This is a genomic window from uncultured Parasphingopyxis sp., assembly GCF_937129435.1.
In the GTDB taxonomy this organism is placed as follows: domain Bacteria; phylum Pseudomonadota; class Alphaproteobacteria; order Sphingomonadales; family Sphingomonadaceae; genus Parasphingopyxis.
In genome coordinates this window covers 14138-38498 of the sequence record NZ_CAKZNF010000017.1, presented here as the reverse complement: position 1 = coordinate 38498, position 24361 = coordinate 14138, and the positions used below count along the sequence as shown (strand labels likewise).

At 65.2% G+C, this 24361-nt stretch carries 26 protein-coding genes; 14 read left to right on the top strand and 12 right to left on the bottom strand.

Annotated features, from left to right (window positions below; all coding sequences use genetic code 11):
• Positions 1-11 precede the first annotated feature (11 nt).
• Complete coding sequence (locus Q0139_RS03595) at positions 12-1349, bottom strand: Rieske 2Fe-2S domain-containing protein (protein WP_298017431.1); 1338 nt, start codon at positions 1347-1349, stop codon at positions 12-14.
• Positions 1350-1503: 154 nt separating this feature from the next.
• On the opposite strand from Q0139_RS03595, the gene Q0139_RS03590 reads away from it, so the two are divergent.
• From Q0139_RS03590 to Q0139_RS03580, 3 genes are read left to right on the top strand one after another with little or no spacing between them, the layout of a single operon-like run.
• Positions 1504-2697 carry a Gfo/Idh/MocA family oxidoreductase gene (locus tag Q0139_RS03590; RefSeq protein ID WP_298017428.1) on the top strand — a complete coding sequence of 398 codons (1194 nt, stop codon included), beginning with the start codon at positions 1504-1506 and terminating at the stop codon, positions 2695-2697.
• Positions 2694-3686, top strand: coding sequence for an ABC transporter substrate-binding protein (locus Q0139_RS03585; RefSeq protein ID WP_298017426.1), 993 nt, complete (start codon positions 2694-2696; stop codon positions 3684-3686). Before Q0139_RS03590 ends, Q0139_RS03585 begins: the two co-directional genes overlap by 4 nt.
• Before the next feature lie 4 nt (positions 3687-3690).
• On the top strand, positions 3691-4200 hold the full coding sequence (locus Q0139_RS03580) for a MarR family winged helix-turn-helix transcriptional regulator (RefSeq protein ID WP_298017423.1): 510 nt from the start codon (positions 3691-3693) through the stop codon (positions 4198-4200).
• A 57-nt stretch (positions 4201-4257) separates the two neighbouring features.
• On the opposite strand, the gene Q0139_RS03575 is transcribed toward Q0139_RS03580, so the two are convergent.
• On the bottom strand, positions 4258-5313 hold the full coding sequence (locus Q0139_RS03575) for a 5-methyltetrahydropteroyltriglutamate--homocysteine methyltransferase (protein WP_298017420.1): 1056 nt from the start codon (positions 5311-5313) through the stop codon (positions 4258-4260).
• A gap of 132 nt (positions 5314-5445) precedes the next feature.
• Between Q0139_RS03575 and Q0139_RS03570 the strand changes: the two genes are divergently transcribed.
• Positions 5446-6996, top strand: coding sequence for a long-chain-fatty-acid--CoA ligase (locus Q0139_RS03570; protein WP_298017417.1), 1551 nt, complete (start codon positions 5446-5448; stop codon positions 6994-6996).
• A gap of 129 nt (positions 6997-7125) precedes the next feature.
• On the opposite strand, the gene Q0139_RS03565 is transcribed toward Q0139_RS03570, so the two are convergent.
• Genes Q0139_RS03565 through Q0139_RS03535 form a run of 7 tightly spaced genes read right to left on the bottom strand, consistent with a single transcriptional unit; the run spans position 7126 to position 13177 of the window.
• Complete coding sequence (locus Q0139_RS03565; RefSeq protein WP_298017414.1) at positions 7126-7863, bottom strand: NIPSNAP family protein; 738 nt, start codon at positions 7861-7863, stop codon at positions 7126-7128.
• Positions 7860-8606 carry an NIPSNAP family protein gene (locus tag Q0139_RS03560; protein ID WP_298017410.1) on the bottom strand — a complete coding sequence of 249 codons (747 nt, stop codon included), beginning with the start codon at positions 8604-8606 and terminating at the stop codon, positions 7860-7862. Before Q0139_RS03560 ends, Q0139_RS03565 begins: the two co-directional genes overlap by 4 nt.
• Before the next feature lie 5 nt (positions 8607-8611).
• Complete coding sequence (locus tag Q0139_RS03555; protein ID WP_298017407.1) at positions 8612-9343, bottom strand: SDR family NAD(P)-dependent oxidoreductase; 732 nt, start codon at positions 9341-9343, stop codon at positions 8612-8614.
• A gap of 34 nt (positions 9344-9377) precedes the next feature.
• Complete coding sequence (locus Q0139_RS03550) at positions 9378-11024, bottom strand: long-chain-fatty-acid--CoA ligase (protein ID WP_298017404.1); 1647 nt, start codon at positions 11022-11024, stop codon at positions 9378-9380.
• Positions 11025-11037: 13 nt separating this feature from the next.
• Positions 11038-11694 carry a carboxymuconolactone decarboxylase family protein gene (locus Q0139_RS03545; RefSeq protein ID WP_298017401.1) on the bottom strand — a complete coding sequence of 219 codons (657 nt, stop codon included), beginning with the start codon at positions 11692-11694 and terminating at the stop codon, positions 11038-11040.
• A gap of 27 nt (positions 11695-11721) precedes the next feature.
• On the bottom strand, positions 11722-12855 hold the full coding sequence (locus tag Q0139_RS03540) for an alpha/beta hydrolase (RefSeq protein ID WP_298017399.1): 1134 nt from the start codon (positions 12853-12855) through the stop codon (positions 11722-11724).
• 28 nt (positions 12856-12883) lie between these two features.
• Complete coding sequence (locus Q0139_RS03535) at positions 12884-13177, bottom strand: putative quinol monooxygenase (protein WP_298017396.1); 294 nt, start codon at positions 13175-13177, stop codon at positions 12884-12886.
• A 129-nt stretch (positions 13178-13306) separates the two neighbouring features.
• On the opposite strand from Q0139_RS03535, the gene Q0139_RS03530 reads away from it, so the two are divergent.
• The 8 genes from Q0139_RS03530 (at position 13307) to leuC (ending at position 21151) form a co-directional block, all read left to right on the top strand.
• Positions 13307-14293: an aminoglycoside phosphotransferase family protein gene (locus tag Q0139_RS03530; protein ID WP_298017393.1), complete on the top strand. Its 987-nt coding sequence runs from the start codon at positions 13307-13309 to the stop codon at positions 14291-14293.
• Positions 14290-15591: a phosphopyruvate hydratase gene (gene eno, locus Q0139_RS03525; RefSeq protein ID WP_298017391.1), complete on the top strand. Its 1302-nt coding sequence runs from the start codon at positions 14290-14292 to the stop codon at positions 15589-15591. The genes Q0139_RS03530 and eno overlap by 4 nt, the downstream gene beginning before the upstream one ends.
• A complete protein-coding gene (locus Q0139_RS03520) occupies positions 15588-16529 on the top strand; it encodes a 2-hydroxyacid dehydrogenase (RefSeq protein WP_298017389.1) in 942 nt (313 codons plus the stop codon). Before eno ends, Q0139_RS03520 begins: the two co-directional genes overlap by 4 nt.
• Complete coding sequence (locus Q0139_RS03515) at positions 16519-17232, top strand: alpha/beta hydrolase (protein ID WP_298017386.1); 714 nt, start codon at positions 16519-16521, stop codon at positions 17230-17232. The genes Q0139_RS03520 and Q0139_RS03515 overlap by 11 nt, the downstream gene beginning before the upstream one ends.
• Positions 17233-17291: 59 nt before the next feature.
• Positions 17292-17792, top strand: a complete 501-nt coding sequence (locus Q0139_RS03510) for a MarR family transcriptional regulator (protein ID WP_298017383.1) — start codon at positions 17292-17294, stop codon at positions 17790-17792.
• A 67-nt stretch (positions 17793-17859) separates the two neighbouring features.
• Entirely contained in the window at positions 17860-18441 is a 582-nt protein-coding gene (locus Q0139_RS03505) for an NADPH-dependent FMN reductase (protein WP_298017380.1), read from the top strand.
• Positions 18442-18525: 84 nt separating this feature from the next.
• A complete protein-coding gene (locus Q0139_RS03500) occupies positions 18526-19740 on the top strand; it encodes a CoA transferase (protein ID WP_298017376.1) in 1215 nt (404 codons plus the stop codon).
• A 4-nt stretch (positions 19741-19744) separates the two neighbouring features.
• Complete coding sequence (leuC, locus tag Q0139_RS03495; protein ID WP_298017373.1) at positions 19745-21151, top strand: 3-isopropylmalate dehydratase large subunit; 1407 nt, start codon at positions 19745-19747, stop codon at positions 21149-21151.
• Here leuC and leuD read toward each other — a convergent pair.
• Together leuD and Q0139_RS03485 are read right to left on the bottom strand one after the other, a co-directional pair.
• Positions 21146-21730: a 3-isopropylmalate dehydratase small subunit gene (gene leuD, locus Q0139_RS03490; protein WP_298017371.1), complete on the bottom strand. Its 585-nt coding sequence runs from the start codon at positions 21728-21730 to the stop codon at positions 21146-21148. The genes leuC and leuD overlap by 6 nt on opposite strands.
• 14 nt (positions 21731-21744) lie before the next feature.
• Positions 21745-22302: a VOC family protein gene (locus tag Q0139_RS03485; RefSeq protein ID WP_298017368.1), complete on the bottom strand. Its 558-nt coding sequence runs from the start codon at positions 22300-22302 to the stop codon at positions 21745-21747.
• A gap of 156 nt (positions 22303-22458) precedes the next feature.
• Between Q0139_RS03485 and Q0139_RS03480 the strand changes: the two genes are divergently transcribed.
• The gene (locus Q0139_RS03480) at positions 22459-22845 is read left to right on the top strand and encodes a nuclear transport factor 2 family protein (protein ID WP_298017365.1); all 387 of its coding nucleotides are present in this window, start codon (positions 22459-22461) and stop codon (positions 22843-22845) included.
• A gap of 15 nt (positions 22846-22860) precedes the next feature.
• The gene (locus Q0139_RS03475; protein ID WP_298017362.1) at positions 22861-23583 is read left to right on the top strand and encodes a glutathione binding-like protein; all 723 of its coding nucleotides are present in this window, start codon (positions 22861-22863) and stop codon (positions 23581-23583) included.
• 16 nt (positions 23584-23599) lie between these two features.
• Here Q0139_RS03475 and Q0139_RS03470 read toward each other — a convergent pair whose 3' ends face one another.
• Positions 23600-24304 (bottom strand): glutathione S-transferase N-terminal domain-containing protein, encoded by a 705-nt coding sequence (locus tag Q0139_RS03470; RefSeq protein ID WP_298017359.1) that lies wholly within the window; start codon positions 24302-24304, stop codon positions 23600-23602.
• Positions 24305-24361 lie beyond the last annotated feature (57 nt).

Sequence of the window (24361 nt, the reverse complement as noted above, 5' to 3'; positions counted from 1 at the left end):
GTCCGGCTGCGTTACCCGGCTGGTTCCTGAGCCGTTGCGGCTGGCGCCTCCGTACCGGAGTCGCGAGCAGCGCGCTCCTCGGCGGAAATATTGCGATCCTTCCAATCCTCGCCCTTGGGCACCATGCCCTGGAACGACATCAGCGTCGCTTGCGGGACCACGCTGCCCACCGTGCCGATGGCTGGCTCGCCCTTTTCGACGGCCTGCGCGGCGCGATACATAAGCGTGCGGAAGGTGAAGATCGCCTTGTCGCTGGTGCCCAGATTGTCCTCGCTGCGATCGGCGATCGTGCCCATCGATTCCCACATCGCCATGTCCTGCGCGGGGATGCCGTAGATGCCGGTGAAGTCGCCGGCCTTCATCGCCGCGCGATCCTGCAGATAGTTGTTCTCGTAATTGCGCATCTTCTTGAAGGTCACGGGCTCGACATCCTTGCCGATCTCGGCGCCGCAGAATTTGCGCCACGCGTCCTGGTCGATGCCCTTGTCGGCATCGCTATGCCAGGCGATCCAGTAGAAGGACGTGTTCTCGTCGTCGATCGGGATCAGCAACTGGCTGAGATGATATCGGTCGTTCGACGGGATGACGACGGTGAACGGCGCGATGAACAGCGTTGTGCGGACATAATCCTGCTTGTCGGCATCCTGGATCGGCTTGCGGATCGCGGCATAGCGGAAGCCGAAAGACGTCTTCTGCACCTCGATGCGCGGCGATTTGTCGGCCGAGGGGCGCAGCCAGGCGGTCTCGGTCGCGGTCGATCCGCTAACAGTATCGGCGGTCGGCATGTTGGTCGAATGCAGGCTCGAACTGTGCGAGGAATCGATCGATCCTTCCAGGATCTGCGCCCAGTTGCACGCGCCGTGCATCTTCACGATCGCGATCTTGTCGGCCGGTGCGCTCGACCAGTTGGGCGCATTGAACGCGCCGACATCGTCGGGATCGCCCATCCAGACCCAGACGAAGCCCGCCGATTCGATCGCCGGGAAGGCGCGCGCCTTCACCTTGCCGCGCATGTGCGAATCCTCGGGCTCGGACGCCATTTCCAGCACATTGCCGTCAACGTCGAACTTCCAGCCATGATAGAGGCAGCGCAGCCCGCATTCCTCGTTGCGGCCGAAGACGAGCGAAGCGCGCCGGTGCGGGCACAGCTCGTCGAGCACGCCGATCCGCCCCTCGCTGTCGCGAAAGACGACCATGTTCTCGCCGAGCAGACGCACGCGCAGCGGCGTGCAATCGGGATCGGCGACCTCCTCGATCATGCAGGCCGGGATCCAGTGCTGCCGCATCAGCTTGCCCATGGGGGCATCGCCCTCGACGCGGCACAGGAGGTCGTTCTGTTCAGGCGTCATGCCGGCCTTTCCCGTTCACATTGCCTGCGGGTCGGACGCAGGCTTCATACCATCGGGACCGGGAAAGCCCCAGTTGCAATTACTTCTATACCGAAGTATCTTTCGATGCAAGCGAGCATCTCGGCCTTGAGCCCGAGCGGATGAATGGCGGGCGATGGAAACGATCAACCTCGGAATTGTCGGCCTAGGACGCGGCTTCATGCTCACGCTGCCGGCGCTGCGCGACAATCCGGCGATCCGGCTGCGCGCGGCCTTCTCGCTACGGCCCGAGCCGCGCGCGCACTTCGCCGAACAGTTCGACGCCCTCGCCTACGACAGTTTCGACGATCTGCTGGCCCGCGGCGATATCGACGCCGTCTATGTCGCCACGCCGCATGAGCTTCATGCCGAGCACACGATCGCGGCTGTGAACGCGGGCAAGCATGTGCTCGTCGAAAAGCCGATGGCGATCGGCCTTGAAGACTGCATGGCGATGGACGCCGCGGCGCGGCGGGCGGGCAAGGTCATCATCGTCGGCCCCAGCCACGGCTTCGATGCGCCGGTGCAGAAGGCGGCCGATCTCGTCGCTTCGGGCGATTTCGGCGCGATCAGGATGATCACGACCTTCAACTTCACCGATTTCATGTATCGCCCGCGCCGCCCCGAGGAGCTCGATACGGCGCGCGGCGGCGGCGTCGTCTACAGCCAGGCCGCGCACCAGATCGATCTCGTCCGCCGGATCGCCGGCCTGCCGGTCGCATCGATCCGCGCGACCGCCGGAAACTGGGACGAACGCCGCCCGAGCGAGGGCGCCTATTCGGCGCTGATGACCTTCGAAGGCGGCGCCTGGGCGACGCTCAGCTATAGCGGTTATGCGCATTACGATGTCGACGAACTGGTCGGCTGGATCTCCGAACTGGGGTTCGAAAAGGACCCGGAGGCCTATGGCGCGGCGCGGCGCAAGCTTGCCGGCATGACGCCGGAGGACGAGATCGCCGCGAAGATCGGCCGCACCTACCGCCCCGGCAGCGAAACCGACAGCCCGCCGCGCGCCCCCCATCACGAACATTTCGGCTTTCTCCTCGTCAGCTGCGAGAAGGCCGATTTCAAGGTCTCGCCTACGCAGATCACCGTCTATGGCGATACCGAGCGGCGCACCGTCGCCATCGCGCCGCCCCGGCTGCCGCGTGTCGAGGTGATCGACGAATTCGTCGGCGCCATCGCCGGCGACCGGCAGCCCGTCCATGACGGGCGCTGGGGCGTCGACACCATGGCCTGCTGCGAGGCCCTGCTGCAATCGAGCCGGACGCAGCGCGACGTCGCGCCGGCATCGCTCATCGACGCCATATTGGAGAAGAACCGACCGTGACCCGCCTCAACCTTTCGCTCGCCTGCTGGGCCTATGACCGCACCGAAGCGCTGCAAACGGGCGCGGTGCGGCCCGACGGCATCGATCTCAATTTCCAGGCGCTCGAGGTCGAGGAAACCTTTTTCCGCATGGCGAAATTTCAGGAATTCGACGTCTCCGAAATGTCGATGTCCTCCTATTGCGTCACGCTCGCGCGCGACAATCCCCCCTTCATCGCGATCCCCGTCTTCCCGTCGCGCTTCTTCCGCCATTCGTGCATCTTCGTCTCCGCGAAGAGCGGCATCGAACGGCCCGCGGATCTGGTCGGCAAGCGGATCGGCGTCCCCGAATATCAGATGACGGCGCCGGTCTGGATCCGCGGCATCCTGCAGGACGAATATGGCGTCGATCCGTCGTCGGTAACCTATGTGACCGGCGGCGAGGAATCGCCGGGACGCGACGAGAAGCTCAAGCTCGACCTACCCGACAAGTTCCGGGTCGAACCGGTCGGCCCGACGCAGACGCTGACGCGGATGCTGGCCGATGGCGGGATCGACGCGCTGCATACCGCGCGCGCCCCCTCGACCTTCTACAGCGAGCCCGACAAGGTCCGGCGGCTGTTCCCCGACTTCGTCGATGTCGAAAAGGCCTATTATGCGAAGACCGGCATCTTTCCGATCATGCACGTCGTCGCGATCCGCCGCGAAGTGTATGAGCAGAACCGCTGGATCGCGCAGGCGCTCTACAAGGCGTTCGTCGAGGCGCAGCAGCAGACCTATGAACAGCTCAAGGTCTCGGCCTCGCTGAAGACGATGCTGCCCTGGCAGATCGCGATGGTAGAGGACACGATCGCGACGATGGGGTCGAACTGGTGGCCCTATGGCGTCGAACCCAATCGCGCGGTGATCGAAACCTTCACCCGCTATCACCACGAACAGGGGCTCTCCGGCCGGCGACTGACCGTCGAAGAGATGTTCGCGCCAGAAACCTTCGCCGAATTCGTGATCTGAGGCGATGGCCGATCGAGTCCGGACAATACCGCCGTCGTCCAGCCCCACGCCCGTCAGCCCGGAAGCGAGTGCGGGATATCAGGTCCGCCGGGCGCACCGGCGCTTCGACCGATTTCTCAATGCCTGTCTTTCGCGGCAGGGGGTCAAGAGCGGCTTCTGGTATTATCTGCGTGTCTTGTGGATTCGCGACGGCGTGAGCCAGAAATATCTGAGCGATATGACGAACGTCGCCGAGAACACCACCGCGACGATCGTCAATTCGATGGTCGAGGACGGACTGGTGACCCGCAAACGCGATACCGAAGACCGGCGCCGCTTCAGTGTCCTGCTCACCGATCGGGGAAGGGCGCTCGAAAAAAAGCTGATGCCCTATGCCGCAGAGATCAACACGGTCGCGACCGAGGGCATCGCCGAGGCCGATCTCGAGCTGTGCCTGTCGGTGCTGAAGCGGATGTCCGAGAACCTTGCACTGGGCTTCGACGAGCACGACAAGCGGCCGTCCGAAAAGGCATAGCGTTCGCCGCGCCGGTCAACCGTCCGTGGTCCAAGGCTGGCTGGATCGCGCGAAGCGCTACTGTTTCAGTTCCTCGCGCACCAGCGCGGCGCCCTCGGCCATCGCGGCCAGCATGGCGAAGGCGTTTTCGCGGCTGTGATATTTCATGCCGCAATCGGGCGCGGCGATCAGCCGCTCGGCATCCATGTGGTCGAGAGCCTCGCGCAATCGCGCGGCCACCTGTTCGGCCGTTTCCACTTCGGGGTCGTTGAGATCGAGAACGCCGTACATGATACGCTTGTCGGGAAGCTTCCGCAGGATCGAAGGATCGAGATCGGGCTGGGCGGCCTCGATCGAGATGATGTCGATGCGCGACACGTTGAGTTCGGGCAAAAAGGCGTAACCGCCCGGTTTTGCCGCGCCACGATGGACATGGGCATAGCCGAAACAGATGTGCAGCGCGGACAAGCCGTCGGTACCTTCAAGCGCGCGGTCGATGGCGGGAATGGCATATTCGCGGGCGGCGTCGGGCCGCGCCTGGAGATACGGTTCGTCGAGCTGGACGATATCGATACCGGCGGCGAACAGTTCGCGAATTTCCTCGTTCAACGCTTCGGCATAGGCCATCGCCAGCGATGCTTCGTCCGGATAGTGATCGTTCTGCGCCTGCTGCGTGAGCGTGAAAGGGCCGGGGAGCGTGATCTTGATGACCTCGTCCGTGCGAGCGCGAAGCTCCCGCGCCTCGTCGACCTCGATGGAGCGGGCGCGGCGGATTGCGCCGGTGACACGCGGCACCGGATTTTCGGCACCGGTCCGGTCGATCGCGGTCCCCGGGTTGTCGATGTCGATCCCGTCGAGCGCATTGGCGAGCCTGTTCGAATAGCTTTCGCGGCGAATTTCGCCATCGCCCAGAATATCGATCCCGGCAGCCTTCTGGTCGCCGATCGCAAGCATCGTCGCTGCATCCTGGGCTTCGGCCAGATCTTCGCCTTCGAGCCGCCAGAGCTCGTCCGCGCGGGTGCGCGGCGGCAGCCGTTCGCCCAGCCGCTGCCGGTCGATGAGCCAGCCGGGCTGCGGATAGCTGCCCACAATGGCCGTCGGGATTTGCGGCAGGGACGAAAAGCGCGAGGCCATTGATTTCTCCAGAATCCTTAGTGTTCTAATCTATTGTCGTTGCTTAGGCGCTGGTCAAGTGCGATGCAATGCGCTTCGACACACACAAACGGGCGACGTAAAACGGACGCCCTTGTCACAGGAGAGACGTTGGTGATCGATCATTCCAGGATCCGCTTTTTCGGGGATATTCCCTATGCACAGGAGGAACTGCGGGGCGACAGGCCGGGGCTCGAAAGCGGCGACCGGCGCTGGACCTTCGCGCAACTCGCCGATCGCACGCGCCGGACGATTACCGCCCTGAAGGCTGTCGGCATTGGAGAGGGGGACCGCGTCGCGTGGCTTGGTGCGGGCGGCCTGCACTGGTTCGAGGCCTTTTTCGCCACAGTGGGGCTGCGCGCATGTTTCGCGCCTCTGAACTTGCGTCTCGCGCCGGCCGAACTGGCATTCATCCTGGACGACAGCGAAGCCTCGCTGCTGCTCGTGACCGAGGATCAACTGGCGTTGGCGAAGGCTGCGGTGGCGGAAATGGAAAGCCCGGTCCGCATCGTCACGATCGGCTTCTCGCATCCCGATCATGACCGGCTCGGCAATGACGACGCCGCACCCTCAGAGCCGCTCGCGCAGCGGCCCGAAGACGACATCTTCCAGCTTTACACCAGCGGCACGACCGGGCTGCCCAAGGGCGTGCGCCTGACCAACGCCAATTACGAGGCGTTCCTCAAATACAGCCCGCAGGTCGAGGGGTTCGATTACGACGCCAGCGAAACCGCGCTGATCGTCATGCCGATGTTCCATGTTGCGGGGACGAACGTGTCGCTTGCCGCGCTGGCGCATGGCTGCCGCACGATCATCGAACCCGCCTTCGATCCGGCGAGCGTCCTGCGCAGGATCGGCGAGGAGCGGGTTGCGCAGATATTCCTTGCGCCGACGCTGATCCAGATGCTGCTCGATGCGCCGGGCGCCGGCGATGCCGATTTTTCGAGCCTCCGCACCGTCAGCTACGGCGCATCGCCGATCCCCGAAGCGCTGCTGCGCCGCGCGCAGGAGACGATGCGCTGCCAGTTCGTGCAATATTACGGGATGACCGAGAGCGCGGGCGCGGGCACCTATCTCGCGCCGAGCCAGCACCAGCCCGATCTATTGCGGTCATGCGGCAAGGCCTGGCCCGGCATGGAAGCCCAGGTGCAGCGCGACGACGGCAGCGAGGCCGATGTCGGCGAAGTCGGAGAGATCGTGCTGCGCGGTGCGATGGTGACGCCCGGATACTGGAAGCGCGAAGAGGCGAGCGCCGATGCGCTCGAGGGCGGCTGGCTGCACACCGGCGATGCGGGCTTTCGCGACGCCGACGGCTATTTCTACGTCCATGACCGGATCAAGGACATGATCGTGACCGGCGGCGAAAACGTCTATCCGGCCGAAGTCGAGAACGCGATTTCGGGCTGCCCCGGCGTCGTCGAGGTCGCGGTGATCGGCGTGCCGTCCGATCGCTGGGGCGAGGAGGTCAAGGCGATCGTCGTCTGCGCCGGCGATCCGGTCGATCCCGACAGCGTCATTGCCTGGACGAAGGAGCGGATCGCCGGGTTCAAGGCCCCCAAATCGGTCGACATCATCGATGCGCTGCCGCGCAACCCCTCGGGCAAGATCCTGCGGCGCGAACTGCGCGCGACCTATTGGGAGGGCCGCGACCGGACCGTGGGCTAGGGCTGCTCGTCCGAACCGTCATTGCGAGGAGCCGAAGGCGACGCGGCAATCCAGGGCCACAAGCGTTGTCCTGCTTGGCTCTGGATTGCTTCGCTCCGCTCGCAATGACGCAGAGGGTCGATTCGCGTCTCAGCCCGTCTTGACCGCAGGCCCCGCAAGGCCGCTGACCGGCGTCCCGTAGTGCGCCGGCTCGAGCAGCATCGTGTCGCCCGCGAAATGCAGCGGCCCGCCATAGGTCTGGCGTTCGTGCAACCGCTGGTGGCCAATATCGGGGTCGCGCTGATAGGCGCTCATCGCCGCATCGCGCGCGTCGAAACTGTCCCAGGCAAGGAAATAGACGAGCTGCGGCGTCGTCCAGCCGAACCAGACCTGGAACACGCCGAGCACCTCGGCGCCGCGCGATGCGAGGAAGGGCAGGTCGATCTCGCCGAAAACGCGCTGTCCCTCGGCCGCGTCCTGCGTGTTCAGGGGCAGGAAGCAGAGCTCGTGCAATCCGCCGACGGGTTCGGGCTCGCCCTCGGGGCGATGCGCGTCCCAGGCGGGGGAGGGGCGCAGGAACATGATGTCGGCGCGGTCGATCATGTGCTCGCCCGCGTTGCTCGCGATTCGCTGCGCATTCCAGTCGGGGTCGGCGTAGAATTTGCCGAACGCCTCGAACCGTTGATCGAGGCTGTCCCAGCGATGCAGATAGACATAGGCCGGCGCGAACGGCCCGGCATGGCCTTCCCAATAGCCGAGCGGCCGGGTGGCGCCGTGCTTGTCGAACAGCGGCCGCGCCTCGAAGCCGAACCGGTGGTGGAGATCGGCCATGCGGCCCGGCGTGCCGCGATAGATGCGCAGCTCGTAATAATCGTCGAAGCCGCTCATGCCGCGACTCCCTCGGCGGCGAGACCGAAATTGGGCAGCGGCTTGCCATAGTCGAGCGGCTTGAGCAGCGTCTGTTCGACATGGCGGATCGGCGAATCGCCGAGTTCCTCGCGCCATTGCCGCCGCCGCTCGCGCACCCGCGGCTCGAGCTCGAGGCGCCGCGCCGCGGCCTGCTGCGTTTCATAGTCGGGCCAGCCGATGAAGCTGATGATCGCGGGGATGTCGGGGCCGATCTTGACGTCGAACACGCCGATTACGCGCCCGCCCATCACCTCCATCTGCCGGTGCTCGATCTCGGCGAGATAGGCGGTGACGTGATGGCCGTCGCCGGCCATACAATGGTGGATCCGCATCTCGTGCAGCCCGCCGATCGGCTCGCCCTCGCACCCGCCCGACCGGTCCCAGGCCGCATTGGGGCCGATCACCCAATTGTCGAAATGATCGACCAGTGTGAAGCCCGCATTGGTCCGTTCGCGGACCTCGGCCCATTCGGGCCCGGTCCAGAAGGCGGGAAAGGCGGTGTCGCGCTGCGCGAAGCTGTCCCATTGCAGGATATAGCCGAAGACCGGCTTGCGCCGTCCGGCGACCGACGACCAGGCGCCGATCGGGCGCGGGATGCCGTATCTGTCGAAGACGCTTTCCTCGCCGCCCTTCCAGCCGGCGATCGCGACCTCCTCCATCCGGTCGATTTCCTCGGCGAGCCGGCCGGGCGCGCATTCGTACCAGCGATATTCGAAGAACATCGGCGCTACTCGCCGGCGCGCACGACGCGGTTCTCGCCGGCGCACGCATCGTCCTCGACCAGCCCGACGACGCCTGCGGCCAGCGCCGAGGGCGGCAGCGCCTCGTTGTCGCGCAGGATGCGCTCCATCCAGTCGGCCTTGCCGCCATCGCCGGTCGTGTTGACGATCGGCGTGTCGACGAGCCCGGGAAGCACGCTGCACACGCGCACGCCATGGCTCTGCTCGAGCTGCGCGCAGGCTGCGGTGAAGCCGAAGACTGCGGCCTTGGTCGCGATGTAGAGGATGTCGGGGAAGGTGGTGCTGTTGTACGAGGTCGAGCCGGTGTTCACCACGACCCCGCCGCGCCCCTTCATATGGTCGATGGCAAAGCGGGTTCCGGCAAAGACCGCGTTGATGTTGATGTCGGTCATCGCCTCGATCCGCGAGACCGGGCCGTCGGGAAACAGCGGCGCGCCGGTGACGATGCCCGCATTGTTGTAGACGATGTCGAGCGGGGTTGCCGCATTGGCATCGGCGAAGGTGGCTTCGAGTGCGGCGAGATCGCCGACATTGCAGACATGGACCGTGCACTCGGTGCCCTTGTCGCGGCACAGCCGGGCGGTCTCCTCGAGCCCCTCGGCATTGACGTCGACGAGATGGATATGCGCGGCGCCCTTGTCCGCAAAGGCCTCGCACGTGGCGCGTCCGATGCCGCTTGCCGCGCCGGTGACGAGCGCGTTCTTTCCCGCGATATCCATAGTCTCTCCCTTTCGAATGATCGGCGTTGCGGTGCTACTCCCGCGGCCCGGAAATGACGGCGGGCGGCGGCAGGTCGTAATCGGGCAGCCGGTCGCGGATCAGCTTCTTGTCGATCTTGCCCGTCGCGCCGAGCGGCACCTCGTCGACGAAGACGACCGCGTCGGGCATCCACCAGCGCGCGATCTTGCCTTCGAGGAAATCGAGGAATTCCTGCGGCTCGGCCTCGACCCCGGGCTTGAGCTCGACGAGCAGCACGGGGCGCTCGTCCCATTTCGGGTGGGTGACGCCGATCACGGCGGCGAGATGCGCCTTGGGGTGGCCGACGGCGATATTCTCGATATCGATCGAGCTGATCCATTCGCCGCCCGACTTGATGACGTCCTTGGCGCGGTCGGTGATCTGCATGACGCCGTCGGGCGTCAGCGTCGCGACGTCGCCGGTATCGAAAAAACCTTCGGCGTCGAGCGCGTCCCCGTCCATGCCGTAATAGCCCGACGCGATCGTCGGCCCCTTGATCATCAGCTTGCCCGGCGTCTGCCCGTCGTTCGGCAGGCGGTTGCCCTCGTCGTCGACGATCTTGAGGTCGATATTGGTGATAAGGCGGCCCTGCTTCAGCTTGAAGCCCATCTGCTCGTCGAGGCTCTTGCCGTACAGTTCGGGCCCCGGCGCGGCGAGCGTCGCCAGCGGCGACGTTTCGGTCATCCCCCAGCCCTGGATCACGTCGACGCCATATTGCTCGCCGAAGACGCGGATCAGCGATTCGGGGCAGGCGGCGCCGCCCACCGTCACGCGTTCGAGCGTCGTGAAGGTGTTGCCGCTTTCCTGCAGATAATCGAGCAGCATCTGCCAGACGGTCGGCACGGCGGCCGAATAGGTGACGCCTTCCTGTTCGATCAATTCGTACAGCGATTCGCCGTCGAGCCGCTGCCCCGGCAGCACGAGCTTCGCGCCGACCAGCGGCGCCGAGTAGATCACGCCCCAGGCATTGGCATGGTACATCGGCACGACGAGCAGCACCGTGTCGCGCTTCGCCAGGTTGAGCGCGTCGGGCTGCAGCGTCTGCATCGCGTGGATATAGTTGGAGCGGTGGCCATAGAGCACGCCCTTGGGATTGCCCGTCGTGCCGCTCGTATAGCAAAGCCCCGCCGCGCTATGCTCGTCGAAGTCGCCCCAGGCGCATTCCTCGCTCCGATCGGCGATCCAGCTCTCGTAATCGCTCGCGTCGTAACCGTTGTCGGGCATCCCCGCGGCGTCGGTCAGGAAGATCACCTTCTCGACGCTCGGCGTCTGCGGCAGGATGTCCGCGAGCAGCTCGGCGCAAGCCGGATCGGCAAGGATCATCCGGTCTTCGGCATGGTTGATGATATAGACGATCTGCTCGGGAAACAGCCGCGCATTGAGCGTGTGATGGATCGCGCCGATGCCGACCGTGCCGTAGCAGGTTTCGAAATGGCGCGAGCCGTTCCAGGCCATCGTCGCCACGCGGTCGCCCGCCACGACCCCTTCGTCGATCAGCGCGTTCGACATCTTCTTCGCACGCGCATGGAGCTCGCCATAGGTCGATCGGACGATCTCGCCATTGTTGCGGCGGGTGACGACCTCGCGATCGGCGTGCCATTTGGCGGCGTGATCGAACAGCCGGTCGATCGTCAGCGGATAATCCTGGATCAGCGCTTTCATTTGTGTTCGCCCGTCAGTCCTGGTTCCAGGCGCTGCCCGCCCAGTCGGCCGCGAGACCGCCGCCATCGGGCGCCGGCACCTCGCGGATCCGCTCCTCGACATTGTCGTATTCGAGCTTCAGCGCGCGGCACATCGTCGCATGGCCGACATAGCCGATGACGTGATAGGTGAATTCGAGGATGTTCTCGTCCGACAGCGCCTTCTTCACCGCCGCGAACAGCCCGTCGGACACGCGGCCGCGCTCGAGCACGATCGCATCGGCATAAGCGAGCAGCGCGCGCTCGTTCTCGTCATAGACGTCCGACACCTGCCAGTCGGTCACGTCGCGTATCTTCTCTTCGGAGAGCCCGTTCTTCCGCGCCGCCTTGCAATGCTGCGAGAAGACGAACTGACTGCCCGCGACGTAGCCGGCGCGCAGGATGCCGAGCTCGCGCACGTCGCCGGGCAGCGTCGAGACATTCTCGTTCGAAAACATGCCGAACATGCCGAAATGCGACACCGCATGCTCGAAGACATGCGGGGAGAGCGCATAGGTCGTCCACCAGTCGCCCGGCGTGCCGGTGGCCGTGCCCGGCTCGGCGACCGGGTCGCGATCGCCGAACAGCCGGTCGTAATAGGGAAGCACGCTCTCATCGGCTTCGGCGCGCGAAACCTGTCTCAGCCTCGGCATGATATCTCTCCTTTTCGGCCGCGGGCGTCAGGCCCGTTCGGCGATCCAATCGGCCATCAGATCGGCGACGGCGTCGCGCTCCTCGACCGAATCCTCGAAATAATGCTGACCCTTGACCATCTCGAGCTGCTTGTCCTCGCAGCCGAGGAAATCGTAGAGCGCCTGCGCATCGCTCGGGAAGACGCCGGCATCGCCGAGCCCCTGCACCACGAGCGACGGGTTATCGAACTTGGCGAGCTGCCCGCCGCCCTGGCATTTCGAGGTTTCCAGGCTCCACATCGACAGCCACGCCTTCAGCATGTTGAACCGGCCGATGCTCGGCGACTTGTTCGCCTGGGGCGGATAACCGCGATAGCAATGCTGCGGCTTGCGCTCGGACGGGTCGATCGCGGGATCCATGAAGCGAAGATCGCCCCAGCATCGGAAGAGCGGGAAGAGTCGATCGGGAATGCCGGCGTCGTTGACGCGCTTCAGCTCGGCCTTGGCCCAGTCGGTGATCTTCTGGTTCCGCGCGCGCTGCGCCTTGCGATAGCGGGCGATGAATTCGTCCGAATAGGGCGGGCCGTTGTCGGGGTTGAAGGGGTTGAGCGATTCGTCGGTTTGCACCGGGTCCCACTCGTCGACCACAGAGGCATCCATCCACGCGGTCAGCACTTCGGGCCGGCCCTGGTGCGCATTGAGCGCGATATAAAGGTCGGCCTTTCCGAGATTTGTGATAACCTCGGCGCCGGGCCCTTCCATATCCTTGTCGAGCGTCGGTGCGATCGCCTCGGCCTGATAGGCGCCCATCAGCGATCCGCCGCCCGAATTGCCGAGGATGACGAGCGTCTCGACGCCCTGCTCGCGCAGCCAGTCGACGCCGACGCCGATATCGATCAGCGCATGTTCGAGCGCGAACAAATCCTCGAACCCGCGATAGCGTGTGTTCCAGCCGAGAAAGCCGTAGCCGCGCGCGGCGAAATAGGGGGCGATATAATGTTCGGTGAAATCGACATTATAATGGGTCGCGATCAGCGCGACCTTGGGATTGGGGTTGCCCTTGGGCGTCCAGTAGATGCCCTGGCACGGATGGCCGCCGGCCTGGATCCGCGGCGCGGTGGGCGAGGGGAAACCGATGAAGCGACGCTCCACCTTGTCGAGGACGTGGCTTTCGTCGAGCATGTGCCGTCTCCTGTCTGGTGTGTTGGGCTCAGTCGAGCGGCTTGAGCAGGTCGATCTCGGGCGCCTTGGCGAGATGTTTACCGAACAGTTCGGCGAGCGGCTGGAAATGCGCGGTCTCGCGGTGCGCGGCGAGCGCGGCCTGGTCCTCATAGACCTCGAACACCTTGAACACATTGGGATCGTCGGCAAGCTGCGTCGGCTGGTAATAATGGCAACCGGGCTCGGCATCCGAACGGCAGGCCGGCGCGGCCTTGTTGAGCGCCGCGGCGACCTCGTCGGCGGCGCCGTCCTTGACGGTCAGGGTGGCGATAATCGCGATCATATGCTCTCCTCTCCTCCGGGCTGTGTGCCGCGTGATTTCAAAAACGCCTAGAATACTAATTATTTTGGCGCAACCTTGTCCCGCGGCTGGTGCGACGATAAAGTTAGAATGCTAAGCATGGGAGGAAGGATGCTCGATCGGCCGAGGCTCGAAGCGGCGTTGCGGACGCAGGGGCTGGCGAGTCCGGACGAGGAGATCGTCCTCGAACCGCTCGCCGGCGGGGTCTCGTGCGACGTGTTCCGCGTCGCGCTCGATTCGGGCGACTATTGCGTCAAATGCGCGCTTCCCAAGTTGCGGGTCGAGGCGGACTGGTTCGCCTCGCCGCGCCGGGCGCATGTCGAGGCGCAATGGATCGACACCGCGGCGCGGATCGGCGTGCCCGCGCCCGCGCTCGTTTTCGAGGATCGTGAGGCGAACTGCTTCGTCATGCGCTTCGTCGCCGATGCGCCCGTCTGGAAGGCCGAGCTCATGGCCGGCCGCGTCGATCCCGGATTCGCCGAAGCGCTGGGCCGCGTGCTGGGTCGGATGCACGCCGAAACCGCCGGCGACCTCGCCATCGCCTCGCGCTTCGCCAATGCCGACCTGTTCGAGGATCTCCGGATCGCCCCCTTCATCCTGTACTGCGCCGATCGGCATCCGGCGCACGCCGATCGGCTGCGCGCGATCGCAGATCTGACTCGCCAAAGCGCTGGCGCGCTGATTCATGGCGATTTCAGCCCGAAGAACATCCTCGTCACCGATGAGGGGCCGGTGATTCTCGACGCCGAGTGCGCGACCTGGGGCGACCCGGCCTTCGACGCCGCCTTCTGCCTTACCCACTTGCTGCTCAAGGCGCGGGCGCGGCCCGATAGCGCGACCGATCTCGTCGCGGCGGCGCGCCGTTTCGCATCGGGCCATGCGGCGGTCGCGGGCGACGACCCGGCGCGCGAGGCGCGCACCGTCGATCTCGTTTCGGCGCTGTTGCTGGCGCGCGTCGACGGCAAATCGCCGGCCGAATATCTGAATGAGCCCGCGCGGGCCGATGTCCGCGCGGCGGCGCTTGCCATGCTCGATGCGCCGCCCGCGAGCCTCGACGCGCAGCTGGCGGCATGGACGATCACCGAGGAGACTGCATGAAGACCGAAATCACGAACATCGCCGCGCGGCAGATCTGGGATTCGCGCGGCCGGCCGACGGTCGAGGTCGATGTTACGCTCGCCGGCGGCGGGCAGGGCCGCGCCGCGGCTCCCGCCGGCGCATCGCGCGGCGATCATGAGGCGATCGACCTTCGCGACGGCGGCGAACGCTTCGGCGGCAAGGGCGTCGACAGCGCGGTCGAGGCCGTGCGCACGATCCTCGCCCCGGTGCTGCTCGGCGCCGATGCCCTCGACCAGGCGGCAATCGACGCGGGGATTTCAGAGGCCGACGGCACGCCGAACAAGGCGCGCTGCGGCGGCAACGCCACCGTCGCGCTCTCGCTCGCGGTCGCCTGGGCCGCGGCCGCTGCCGAGGGGCTCCCGCTCTGGCGCTACCTTGCCGGCGACCGCCCCGTGCGATTGCCGATGCCCGAGATCCAGATTTTCGGCGGCGGCGCGCATGCCGGGCGGCGCACCGACGTGCAGGATTTCATGGTGATGGCGCCGCGCGCCGGTTCGGTTCGCCGCGCGCTCGAGATCACCGCCGACGTCTATCACGAGGCGGGCGCGCTGATGGAGGAAGCGGGGCTGCTTGCCGGCACCGCTGACGAGGGCGGCTGGTGGCCCAATTTCGACAGCAACGAACAGGCGCTCGACATGCTCGTCCGCGCGATCGACCGGTCGGGGCACGAACCCGGCGAGGACGTCTTCATCTCGCTCGATATCGCCGCCAACGAGCTGCGCAACGGCGATGGTTATCTGCTGCCGCTCGACGATGCGCGGCTCGACGGCGCGGCGATGGTCGATCGCGTCGTCGACTGGGCCGAACGCTATCCAATCCTCTCGATCGAGGATCCGGTCGGCCAGGACGATCTGCCGCACATGGCGCAGGCGACGCAGCGGCTCGGCGCGTCGGTGCAGCTGATCGGCGACGACATCCTCGTCACGAGCGCCGATCGCGTCGCCACGGCAGCGGCGGCCGGCGCCTGCAACGCGCTGCTCGTCAAGGTCAACCAGGCCGGCACCGTCAGCGAGGCGAAGGCCGCCTTCGATGCCGCACGCGCGCGCGGCTGGGCGACGATTGTTTCGGCGCGCTCGGGCGAGACCGAGGATCTGTCGATCGCGCATCTCGCGACGGGCTGGGACGCGGGGCAGATCAAGGTCGGCTCCTTCGCCCGCTCCGAGCGGATGGCGAAATGGAACGAGCTGTTGCGGATCGAAGAGGCGATGGGCGGCGAGGCCCGTTTTGCCGGTGCCGATGGGCTGCCGGCATCGGTGGCGGCGGCGCTGCGGCGATGAAGGCGCTGCTCCACTATCGGGCGAGTCCAGGCTTTCGGGCGGCAATCGAACGTGCCGCGCCCGATTGGCTAGAGGTGGCGATCGTGGATGAGGACCATACCGAGAGTTTTTCGGAGGAATTGCCGGACACCGCTGTGTTGCTGCACGTTCTCGAACCGGTGACGGCGGACATGATCGCCGCCGCACCCGAGCTCAAGCTGATCCAGAAAATCGGTGTGGGCGTGAACACCATCGACCTCGACGCGGCCCGATCGACGAACGTTGCGGTCGCCAACATGCCCGGCACCAACAGCCGGGCCGTGGCGGAAATGACGCTGGCGCTGATGCTCGGCGTCTTGCGGCGGCTGACTTATCTCGATCCGTTGACCCGTGCCGGCGATGGCTGGTCCCCCGATCCCGAGCAGATGGATGGCATCGGAGAGGTGGCGGGGCGCACCGTGGGCCTCGTGGGATTCGGCGAGATTCCGCAAAGGCTCGCACCGATCCTCGAGGCAATGGGCGCCGAGGTGATCTTCGCGGCTCGTGAGGACCGGGAAGGCGATCAGCGGCAGGTCGATCTGTCCGAACTCGTCGAACGGTCCGATATCGTGTCGCTCCATATCCCGCTGACCGCGGAAACCGAGCGGATGTTCGATGCCGAGATGCTCGCGCGGATGAAGCCCGGGGCGGTCCTCATCAACACGGCGCGCGGCGGGCTGGTCGACCAGCCGGCGCTGACCGAGGCGCTGGTCGAGGGCCGGCTCGGCGGCGCGGGGCTCGACGTGTTCGCGCGAGAGCCGGTCGAGGCCGGCGATCCCCTGCTGACACTGCCCAATGTCGTCGTTGCACCCCATATTGCCTGGCTGACTCCCGAGACGCTCGAGCGGAGCATGGGCGTCGCCTTCGAAAATTGCCGGCGCGTGCGCGACGGCGAACCGCTGCTGCACCGTGTCTGCTGAGGCGCTGCCGCTGGTGCTGGTGCATAGCCAGCTGCTCACGGCCGAACTGTGGCGCGCGGTGCGTCCGGCGTTCGAGACGCGCGGGCCGGTTCATTGCGCCGACGTGACCCGGGACGAAACGATCGGAGGGATGGCGGAGCGGTTGCTCGCCGATGCGCCGGAACGATTCGATCTCGTGGCGCTGGGCATGGGCGGATTCATCGCCTTCGCGGCTCTCCGCGAGGCACCCGAAAGAATCCGGCACCTTGTCCTCACCAGCACGCTGCCGGAAGCGGACAGCGACGCGCAGACACGGCGCCGCGCCGGCTATTCGGCGATGGTGGAGAGAGGCGAATTCGACGCGGTCGCCGAGGAGCGTATTCCGCTGCTCCTCGGCAGGGAGGCGCGCGATGGCGATATCGCCGCAGCCGTACGCGAGATGGCGCGTGCGGTGGGGCCGGAGGCGTTCTTACGGCAGCAGAGCGCGATCATGGCGCGGCCGGACAGCACGCCGATGCTTGCTGGCATTGTCCAGCCCACGCTCGTCCTGCGCGGCGAAGAGGACGGCATCATGTCCGACGCGCATTTCGAAATCCTGAGCGGCACGATTCCGAACGCGCGCGGTTTCGTCGTCCCGCATTCGGGCCATCTGATTCCGCTCGAGCGCCCCGAGGCCTTTGCCGATGCCGTGATCACGTGGCTCGATCGCAAGGATCGTGTGTAATGCACTGGTCAAGACGGTATCGGGCCGACTAGTCTGACCCTGAAGGAGTTCGAGCGCGCATGGCAAAAAGAAGAAAGAAGAAACCGGCATCCTATTACTCCGATCCCAATAACAGCATCGGCTACCTCGCGCGGGTCGCGTTTCGCTCCTTTTCGCGTCTGCTGGAAAAGAAGACACTCGAACACGGAGTCTCGGCCGGGCAGTGGCGTTTCTTGCGCCAGCTGTGGCAGAAAGGTGGCGTGACGCAGCGTGAGCTCAGCGAGATGGTCGGCATGCGCGAGCCGACGACGGTCATCGCGATCAAGAGCCTCGAAAAGAGCGGCTTCATACGGCGCGAGAAGAGTACGACCGACCGGCGCAAGATCCACGTCCACCTGACCGACAAGGCCAAGGGGCTCGAGGGTCGGCTCAATCCCTATGTCGAGGAAATTCACGCGATGGCGACGCGCGGCATGTCGGACGAGGAGGTCGAGCAGTTGCAGGCGCTCCTGCGCCGCGTGATCGACAACCTTGCCGAGGAACAGGAGAAGCTGACCGAGCTTTCCAACCCGACCGCCTGACGCGCCTTTACCCGGTGCCGTGCGCGCCCTAAATGCATAGCATGCTAAGAAAGTGGAAGAGGGCGAGATGGCGGTGAAGATCGGAATCATTGCGGGCAGCCTGCGGGAGGGGTCGTACAACGCCAAATTGGCGAATCTGGCGGCCGAAGATGCCCGGACGCTCGGCGCCGATGTCACGGCGATCGACCTCGCCGAATTCGATCTTCCCATCTATCATCACGCTATCGAGACCGACGCCTTTCCCGATGCCGCGCTGCGGTTGAAGGAGACGTTGAAGGCGCAGGACGCACTGCTCATCGCATCGCCGGAATATAATGGTTCGATTCCGGGCCTGTTGAAGAACACCATCGACTGGGCCTCCCGCCCCACCGACGGGGAAGGCCTGGTGGCGCTGAGCGCTTTTCGCGACAAGGCCGCGGGCATCATGTCGGCATCGATCAGCCCGTTCGGCGGCCTGCGCGGGCTTGCGCATCTCCGCCAGATCCTATCGACGATCCAGATGGTCGTGCATCCGGCCCAGGTCTCGGTCCCCGTCGCGCATCAGGCGTTCGACGGCGATCGCCTGGTGGACGATCTGCCGCGACAGCTGCTTGCCGACATGGTGGGCAAGGTCGCCGCGATGGCCGAGGGCCTGCGCGCCTCGAACTAGCCAGCGGGCCAATGTGCGCTATCGTTGGCAAAGTTGCGGTTGCCCCGCCCGGCCAAAACTGCAATAACTTAGAAAGCTAAGTAAATGAGCGGGCCGAAGTCCGCATGGGAGGTAGCGGTGCCGGGACCGTTGGCAGGACTTCGCGTCATCGAATTCGGTCAGCTTATAGCTGGACCCTTCTGCGCACAGCTGCTGGGCGACATGGGCGCCGATGTGATCAAGGTCGAGCCGCCGGGAGCGGGCGATCCGATGCGTCAATGGGGTCGCGGCGATCCGCCGGTCTGGTGGGAAGTGATCGCGCGCAACAAGCGCTCGGTCTCGCTCAACCTGCGCGAGCCCGAGGGGCAGGAGCTGGCCCGCCGCCTCGTCGCCGATGCCGATATCCTCATCGAGAATTTCCGCCCCGGTACGCTCGAACGCTGGAATCTCGCGCCCGAGACGCTGATGGCCGACAATCCCGGCCTCATCGTCGTGCGGATTTCCGGCTATGGACAGAACGGTCCCTATGCGCAGCGTACGGGTTTCGGCGGGATCGGCGAAGCGATGGGCGGCTGGCGCGGCCTGGTCGGCGACCCCGATCGGCCGCCTTCGCGCCTCGGCGTTTCGATCGGCGACAGCCTTGCCGGGACGTTCGGCGCGCTTGGCGCGCTCGCGGCGCTTCGGGAGAGGGAAAGCAGCGGCAAGGGGCAGGTCGTCGATTCGGCGCTTTACGAGGCGGTGTTCCAGATGATGGAAAGCCTCGTGCCCGATTATGACGCAACCGGGTTCGTGCGGGAGCGATCGGGCCCGATCCTGCCGGGCATCGCGCCGTCCAATGTCTATCGCTGCAGCGATGGCGAATATCTGATCGCGGCCAATCACGACCAGGTGTTCGCGCGGCTCGCCGCGGCGATGGGTCGCCCCGATCTTACCGACGATCCGCGCTATGCCACCCATGCCGCGCGCGGGCAGCATCAGGACGAGCTCGACGCGCTGATTGCCGACTGGACCCGCGACAGGACGGTTGCCGATGTCGAGGCGGTGATGACCGAGCACGCCGTACCCGCAGGCCGGATATTCACCGCCGAAGACATGCTCGCCGACGCGCATTTCAAGGCGCGCGAGGCGATCGTTTCGGTCATGACGAAAAACCATGGATCGCTGCAGATGCAGTCGGTCTTTCCGAAGCTGTCGCGAACGCCGGGCGCGGTGCGGGCGGCGGCACCGGCGAGCGTGGGCGCGGACAATGCCGAGATCCTCGGTGCGCTCGGCCTCGACGACGACGAGCGCGAGGCGCTCGCCGCCAAGGGCGTCATCTGAGGCCGTGTCCGGCCGGACGCTCTACGACAAGATCTGGGACAGCCGCATCGTCGCCGAGGATGCGGGCGAGACGCTGCTCTATGTGGATCTCCATCTGCTCCACGAGGTCACTTCGCCTCAGGCCTTCGAAGGGTTGCGGCTGGCCGGGCGATCGGTGCGCCGGCCCGAACGCACGCTGGCGCTCGCCGATCACAACGTCCCGACCGAGGGGCAATCGGCCGGGCTCGACGCGCTTTTCGATCCACTCGCCCGCGCACAGCTCGAAGCGCTGCGCGACAACAGCGCGCGTTCCGGCATCGAACATTATGCGATGGGTGATCCACGCGGCGGCATCGTCCATGTCGTCGCGCCCGAGCGCGGACGCACGCTGCCGGGCATGGTGATCGTGTGCGGGGACAGCCACAGCTCGACGCATGGCGCCTTCGGGGCGCTGGCTTTCGGTATCGGCACGTCGGAAATCGAACATGTGCTCGCGACCCAGACGATCCGCCAGAGCCGTGCGCGCAATATGCGCATTCGTGTCGACGGTGTCTTGCCGCACGGCATAGGCGCCAAGGACCTTGCGCTTCACATCCTGGCCCGGATCGGCGTCGACGGCGCACTGGATCATGTCGTCGAATTTTCCGGCAGGGCTGTTGCGGCGCTGTCGATGGAGGGCCGGATGACGCTCTGCAACATGAGCGTCGAGATGGGCGCACGAGCAGGGCTTGTCGCCCCGGACCGCGTGACGATCGACTATCTCGCCAATTGCCCAGACGCGCCGAAGGGTGGTACCTTGCATGCGAAGATGCGCAGTTGGAGCGAGCTGCATTCGGACTGGGATGCAGGCTTCGACAGGGAGGTCGTCATCGACGGGGCGAGGGTGAAACCGATGGTGAGCTGGGGCACCACGCCCGCCCAATGCGTTCCGATTGGCGAGTCGATTCCCGGCATCGAGGACTTTGCCGATGGGGCTGGACGGCTCCAGGCCGAGCGCGCCTTGCGCTACATGAACCTGGTGCCCGGCACGCCGATGACGAATATTCCCATCGATCAGGTATTCATCGGCTCCTGCACAAACAGCCGGATCGAGGATCTGCGTGCCGCGGCCGATATCGCGAGACGGGGCGTCGTGGCGGACAATGTCCGGGCGATCGTCGTGCCGGGTTCGGCCGCCGTCCGGCGGCAGGCCGAAGCGGAGGGACTCGATGTGATTTTCCGGTCGGCGGGATTCGAATGGCGCGATCCGGGTTGCTCGATGTGCGTCGGGATGAACGCCGACAAGTTGGGGGGAGGCGAGCGCTGCGCCTCGACATCGAACCGCAATTTCGAACATCGCCAGGGCCGCGATGGAAGGACGCACCTGATGGGGCCGGCGATGGCGGCCGCGACGGCCATCGCCGGCACGATCGCCGATCCGCGGCTGTTATAGCGCGCCGCGTTCGTACTGTTCGATCGCGGGAAGATGTGCGAGCGTGCGATCGATTTCGTCGCCGCCGGCGAGCAGCATCTTCCGGTCGATCTCCGATATGGCGAACCGGCAGAAGGGGGCGCCATCCATCTCGATCTCGCAGCGCTCGAGATTCACGGCCAGTCGGCAGCCGTCCTTGCCGACCGCCTCGCGCAGGGCGCTTCGGTCCGCCGCCGTTACGCGCGCAGCGACCAGCCCGTTCTTGCGGCAGTTGTTGGCGAAAATGGTTCCGAAACTCGTTCCGATCAAGCAGCCGATGCCTTGGTCGATGAGTGCCCAGACCGCATGCTCGCGCGAAGACCCGCATCCGAAATTTCCGCCGACGAGCAGGATCGCCGGTGGCTCGGCACAGTGACGGTTCAGCATGAACGCGGGGTCGGGTAACCCTGTCGAATCGAGGCGCAATCTTGCAAAAAGATGTGCGCCAAGCCCGTGACGGGACAATCCCTTCATATGATCGGCGGGCAGGATCTGATCGGTGTCGACATCGTCACGGTCGAGCGCAACGCATAGGCCGGAGACTCGCCTTACACCGCTCATTTCATGGGCCGCTGTCAGGCGTCAACGGTGACCGCGCTTCGCGGTTCGTGGGCGACATCCGCGTCGGTGAATTCCTTTGTCCACGCGGCGAATTCCAGGCAGATGCCGTCGGGGTCGAAGAAGTAGACCGAGCGCACATACACATCGTCGGTCACGGCCTCGTTCGAACCTGCGGGCGAATTGTCGTGATTCAGCTTCTTGGTGACCTCGATGCCCTTCTCGATCAGTCGGTCGTAATATTCGTCGAACTTTTCGGCCGGGACGTTGATCGCGATATGGTTCATCGAGCCATAGGCAGAAACGAACGATCCCTGCGTTGGCAACGCGGCAGGGGCCTGGATGCCGGGTTCGCCATCGGGCGCATCGGGGAACCAGAAAAAGGCGATGCAGTCGCCATTGCCTACGTCGAAGAAGAAGTGCTGGCCGAGACCGCGCGGCAGATCGATCGTCTTCACTAGCGGCATGCCAAGCTTGTCGCGGTAGAATTCGACGGTCTTCTTCATGTCGCGGCACACCAGCGCGAGGTGGTTGACGCCCATCAGTTCGAATTCGGGGTTCTTTTTGCTCTGCATCTCGATCTCCTTAGCTTTCAAAGTATATTCGACTCTCCGGGTTGGGTCAATGCGCTGGACGGGCCTGCCGCCTCTGCTATAGTTAGATAGCTAAGGATAAAAGGGCAGGGCGCGTCGATGACGTCGGCTCGAGCGAGCATAAAGGAGAATTGCGGAATGGACGAGGCTGCAATCCGGGCGCTGGCCCAGGGATTTTTCGATGCGATCGAACGCGGCGATATCGAAACGGTGCGCGACAGCTATACCGACGATGCCGTGATCTGGCACAATTTCGACGATGCCGAGCAGAGTAAGGCCGAAAATCTCGAAACGCTGAAGGGGATGGTCGGGCGGCTGAGCGATCGCCATTACGACAATCGCCGCGTCGAGGTGTTCGACGGCGGGTTCGTCCAGCAGCATGTCCTCCGGGGCACGCGCAAGGACGGTGCACGACTGGCGATGCCCGGCGCGCTGATCGTCCAGGTGCGTGATGGCAAGATTTCGCGGATCGACGAATATCTCGATTCGGCGCATGTCGCCGAATTCCGCAAGACGTTCGACTGACGTGCCCGCCCGGCAATGATCGAACTCCATTATGCGGCGACGCCCAACGGGCAGAAGATCGCGATCATGCTCGAGGAGACGGGGCTCGCCTATCGCGTGACGCCCTACGACATCTTCGAGGGCGATCATCTCGATCCGGCATTTGGCACGATCAACCCCAACCACAAGCTCCCTGCGATCGTCGATCATGCGCCGGTGGACGGCGGAGCACCTTTTGCCGTCTTCGAATCGGGCGCAATCCTGCAATATCTCGCCGAAAAGAGCGGCCTGTTGCTCGATGCCGAGGGGCGCGGGCGCAGTCTCGCGCTGCAATGGCTGACCTGGCAGGTCGCCGGGCTCGGGCCGATGGGCGGGCAGGCGAGCCATTTCCTCCGCTATGCACCCGACGGACAAGACTATGCCGTCGCCCGCTACACGCGCGAACTCGAACGGCTGCTCCGCGTTCTCGAAAACAGGCTCTCCGAAGCGCCATATCTTGCCGGCGATGCCTATTCGATCGCCGACATTGCGGTCTGGCCGGGCCGTGCCGCGTCGCATGTCATGGGGATCGGGTTCGAAGGCTATCCGGCCATCGCCGACTGGTTCGATCGCATCGCGGCCCGCCCCGCCGTTCGGCGCGCGATGAACGATCCGGTCTTCAAGGCGCCCGACAAATATATGGGACGCAACCAGCGTCTCTCCGATGACGAGTGGTCGAACATGTTCGGCGACCGGATGCACGGCGCGGTCCAGCGCTAAGGCGGCTCGGCCGGCATTATCGCGGGCGGTGCTGCCGGTCTCCCCAGAGGATTTCGCGGTGCTCGTCGGTGAACCCCTGCAGTCCGCCTTCGACGACTTCCTTGCGGGCGACGCCGACGGCCATTCCTTTCTCGACCGCCGGACGCGCCAGCATCGCCGTCGCCCAACGCTCGATATCGGGAAATTCGCCGCCGCGCTCGATCAGGATACGGCGAAGGAAGGGCAGGGTGGCGATGTCGGCGATCGAATAGTCTTGCCCCGCCAGCCATTCGGCCTCGCCCAGCCGGCCATTCAGCACCATCAGTAGCCGATCGACTTCACGGGTGTAGCGGGCAATGGGGTATTCGTGCCTTTCGGCCGCATAATGGGTGAAGTGCACGGCCTGCCCGAACATCGGCCCGATACCCGACATCTGAAACATCAGCCATTGGAAGCACCGCGAGCGGGCGCGCGGTTCATCGGGGATCAACCGGCCCGCCTTTTCGGCGAGGTAGATCAGGATCGCGCCCGATTCGGCGAGCACGAAGTCTCCGCCATCGGGCCCGTCATGATCGACGATTACCGGCGTCTTGTTGTTGGGATTGAGCGTGAGGAATTCGGGGGTGAGCTGATCGCCCTCCAGGATGTCCACCGGGTGGAGTTCCCATTCCATCGCCAGCTCGTAAAGCGCGATTCCGACCTTGCGTGCGTTCGGCGTCGGCCCTCCATATAATGTGATCATCGCTCGCTTCTCCCAGCCCTTGTGTTGCTCTTAGTGGCAGAGGTATCACACCTCTAT

Coding starts and splice junctions, on each gene's coding strand:
- Q0139_RS03520 (WP_298017389.1), top strand. CDS start 15,588: ATGAAGGCGCTGCTCCACTATCGGGCGAGTCCAGGCTTTCGGGCGGCA.
- Q0139_RS03580 (WP_298017423.1), top strand. CDS start 3,691: ATGGCCGATCGAGTCCGGACAATACCGCCGTCGTCCAGCCCCACGCCC.
- Q0139_RS03560 (WP_298017410.1), bottom strand. CDS start 8,606: ATGTTCTTCGAATATCGCTGGTACGAATGCGCGCCCGGCCGGCTCGCC.
- Q0139_RS03555 (WP_298017407.1), bottom strand. CDS start 9,343: ATGGATATCGCGGGAAAGAACGCGCTCGTCACCGGCGCGGCAAGCGGC.
- Q0139_RS03575 (WP_298017420.1), bottom strand. CDS start 5,313: ATGGCCTCGCGCTTTTCGTCCCTGCCGCAAATCCCGACGGCCATTGTG.
- Q0139_RS03540 (WP_298017399.1), bottom strand. CDS start 12,855: ATGCTCGACGAAAGCCACGTCCTCGACAAGGTGGAGCGTCGCTTCATC.
- Q0139_RS03595 (WP_298017431.1), bottom strand. CDS start 1,349: ATGACGCCTGAACAGAACGACCTCCTGTGCCGCGTCGAGGGCGATGCC.
- Q0139_RS03475 (WP_298017362.1), top strand. CDS start 22,861: ATGATCGAACTCCATTATGCGGCGACGCCCAACGGGCAGAAGATCGCG.
- Q0139_RS03565 (WP_298017414.1), bottom strand. CDS start 7,863: ATGAGCGGCTTCGACGATTATTACGAGCTGCGCATCTATCGCGGCACG.
- Q0139_RS03550 (WP_298017404.1), bottom strand. CDS start 11,024: ATGAAAGCGCTGATCCAGGATTATCCGCTGACGATCGACCGGCTGTTC.
- Q0139_RS03485 (WP_298017368.1), bottom strand. CDS start 22,302: ATGCAGAGCAAAAAGAACCCCGAATTCGAACTGATGGGCGTCAACCAC.
- Q0139_RS03480 (WP_298017365.1), top strand. CDS start 22,459: ATGGACGAGGCTGCAATCCGGGCGCTGGCCCAGGGATTTTTCGATGCG.
- Q0139_RS03505 (WP_298017380.1), top strand. CDS start 17,860: ATGGCGGTGAAGATCGGAATCATTGCGGGCAGCCTGCGGGAGGGGTCG.
- Q0139_RS03500 (WP_298017376.1), top strand. CDS start 18,526: ATGAGCGGGCCGAAGTCCGCATGGGAGGTAGCGGTGCCGGGACCGTTG.
- leuD (WP_298017371.1), bottom strand. CDS start 21,730: ATGAGCGGTGTAAGGCGAGTCTCCGGCCTATGCGTTGCGCTCGACCGT.
- Q0139_RS03530 (WP_298017393.1), top strand. CDS start 13,307: ATGCTCGATCGGCCGAGGCTCGAAGCGGCGTTGCGGACGCAGGGGCTG.
- Q0139_RS03590 (WP_298017428.1), top strand. CDS start 1,504: ATGGAAACGATCAACCTCGGAATTGTCGGCCTAGGACGCGGCTTCATG.
- eno (WP_298017391.1), top strand. CDS start 14,290: ATGAAGACCGAAATCACGAACATCGCCGCGCGGCAGATCTGGGATTCG.
- Q0139_RS03535 (WP_298017396.1), bottom strand. CDS start 13,177: ATGATCGCGATTATCGCCACCCTGACCGTCAAGGACGGCGCCGCCGAC.
- Q0139_RS03470 (WP_298017359.1), bottom strand. CDS start 24,304: ATGATCACATTATATGGAGGGCCGACGCCGAACGCACGCAAGGTCGGA.
- Q0139_RS03510 (WP_298017383.1), top strand. CDS start 17,292: ATGGCAAAAAGAAGAAAGAAGAAACCGGCATCCTATTACTCCGATCCC.
- Q0139_RS03545 (WP_298017401.1), bottom strand. CDS start 11,694: ATGCCGAGGCTGAGACAGGTTTCGCGCGCCGAAGCCGATGAGAGCGTG.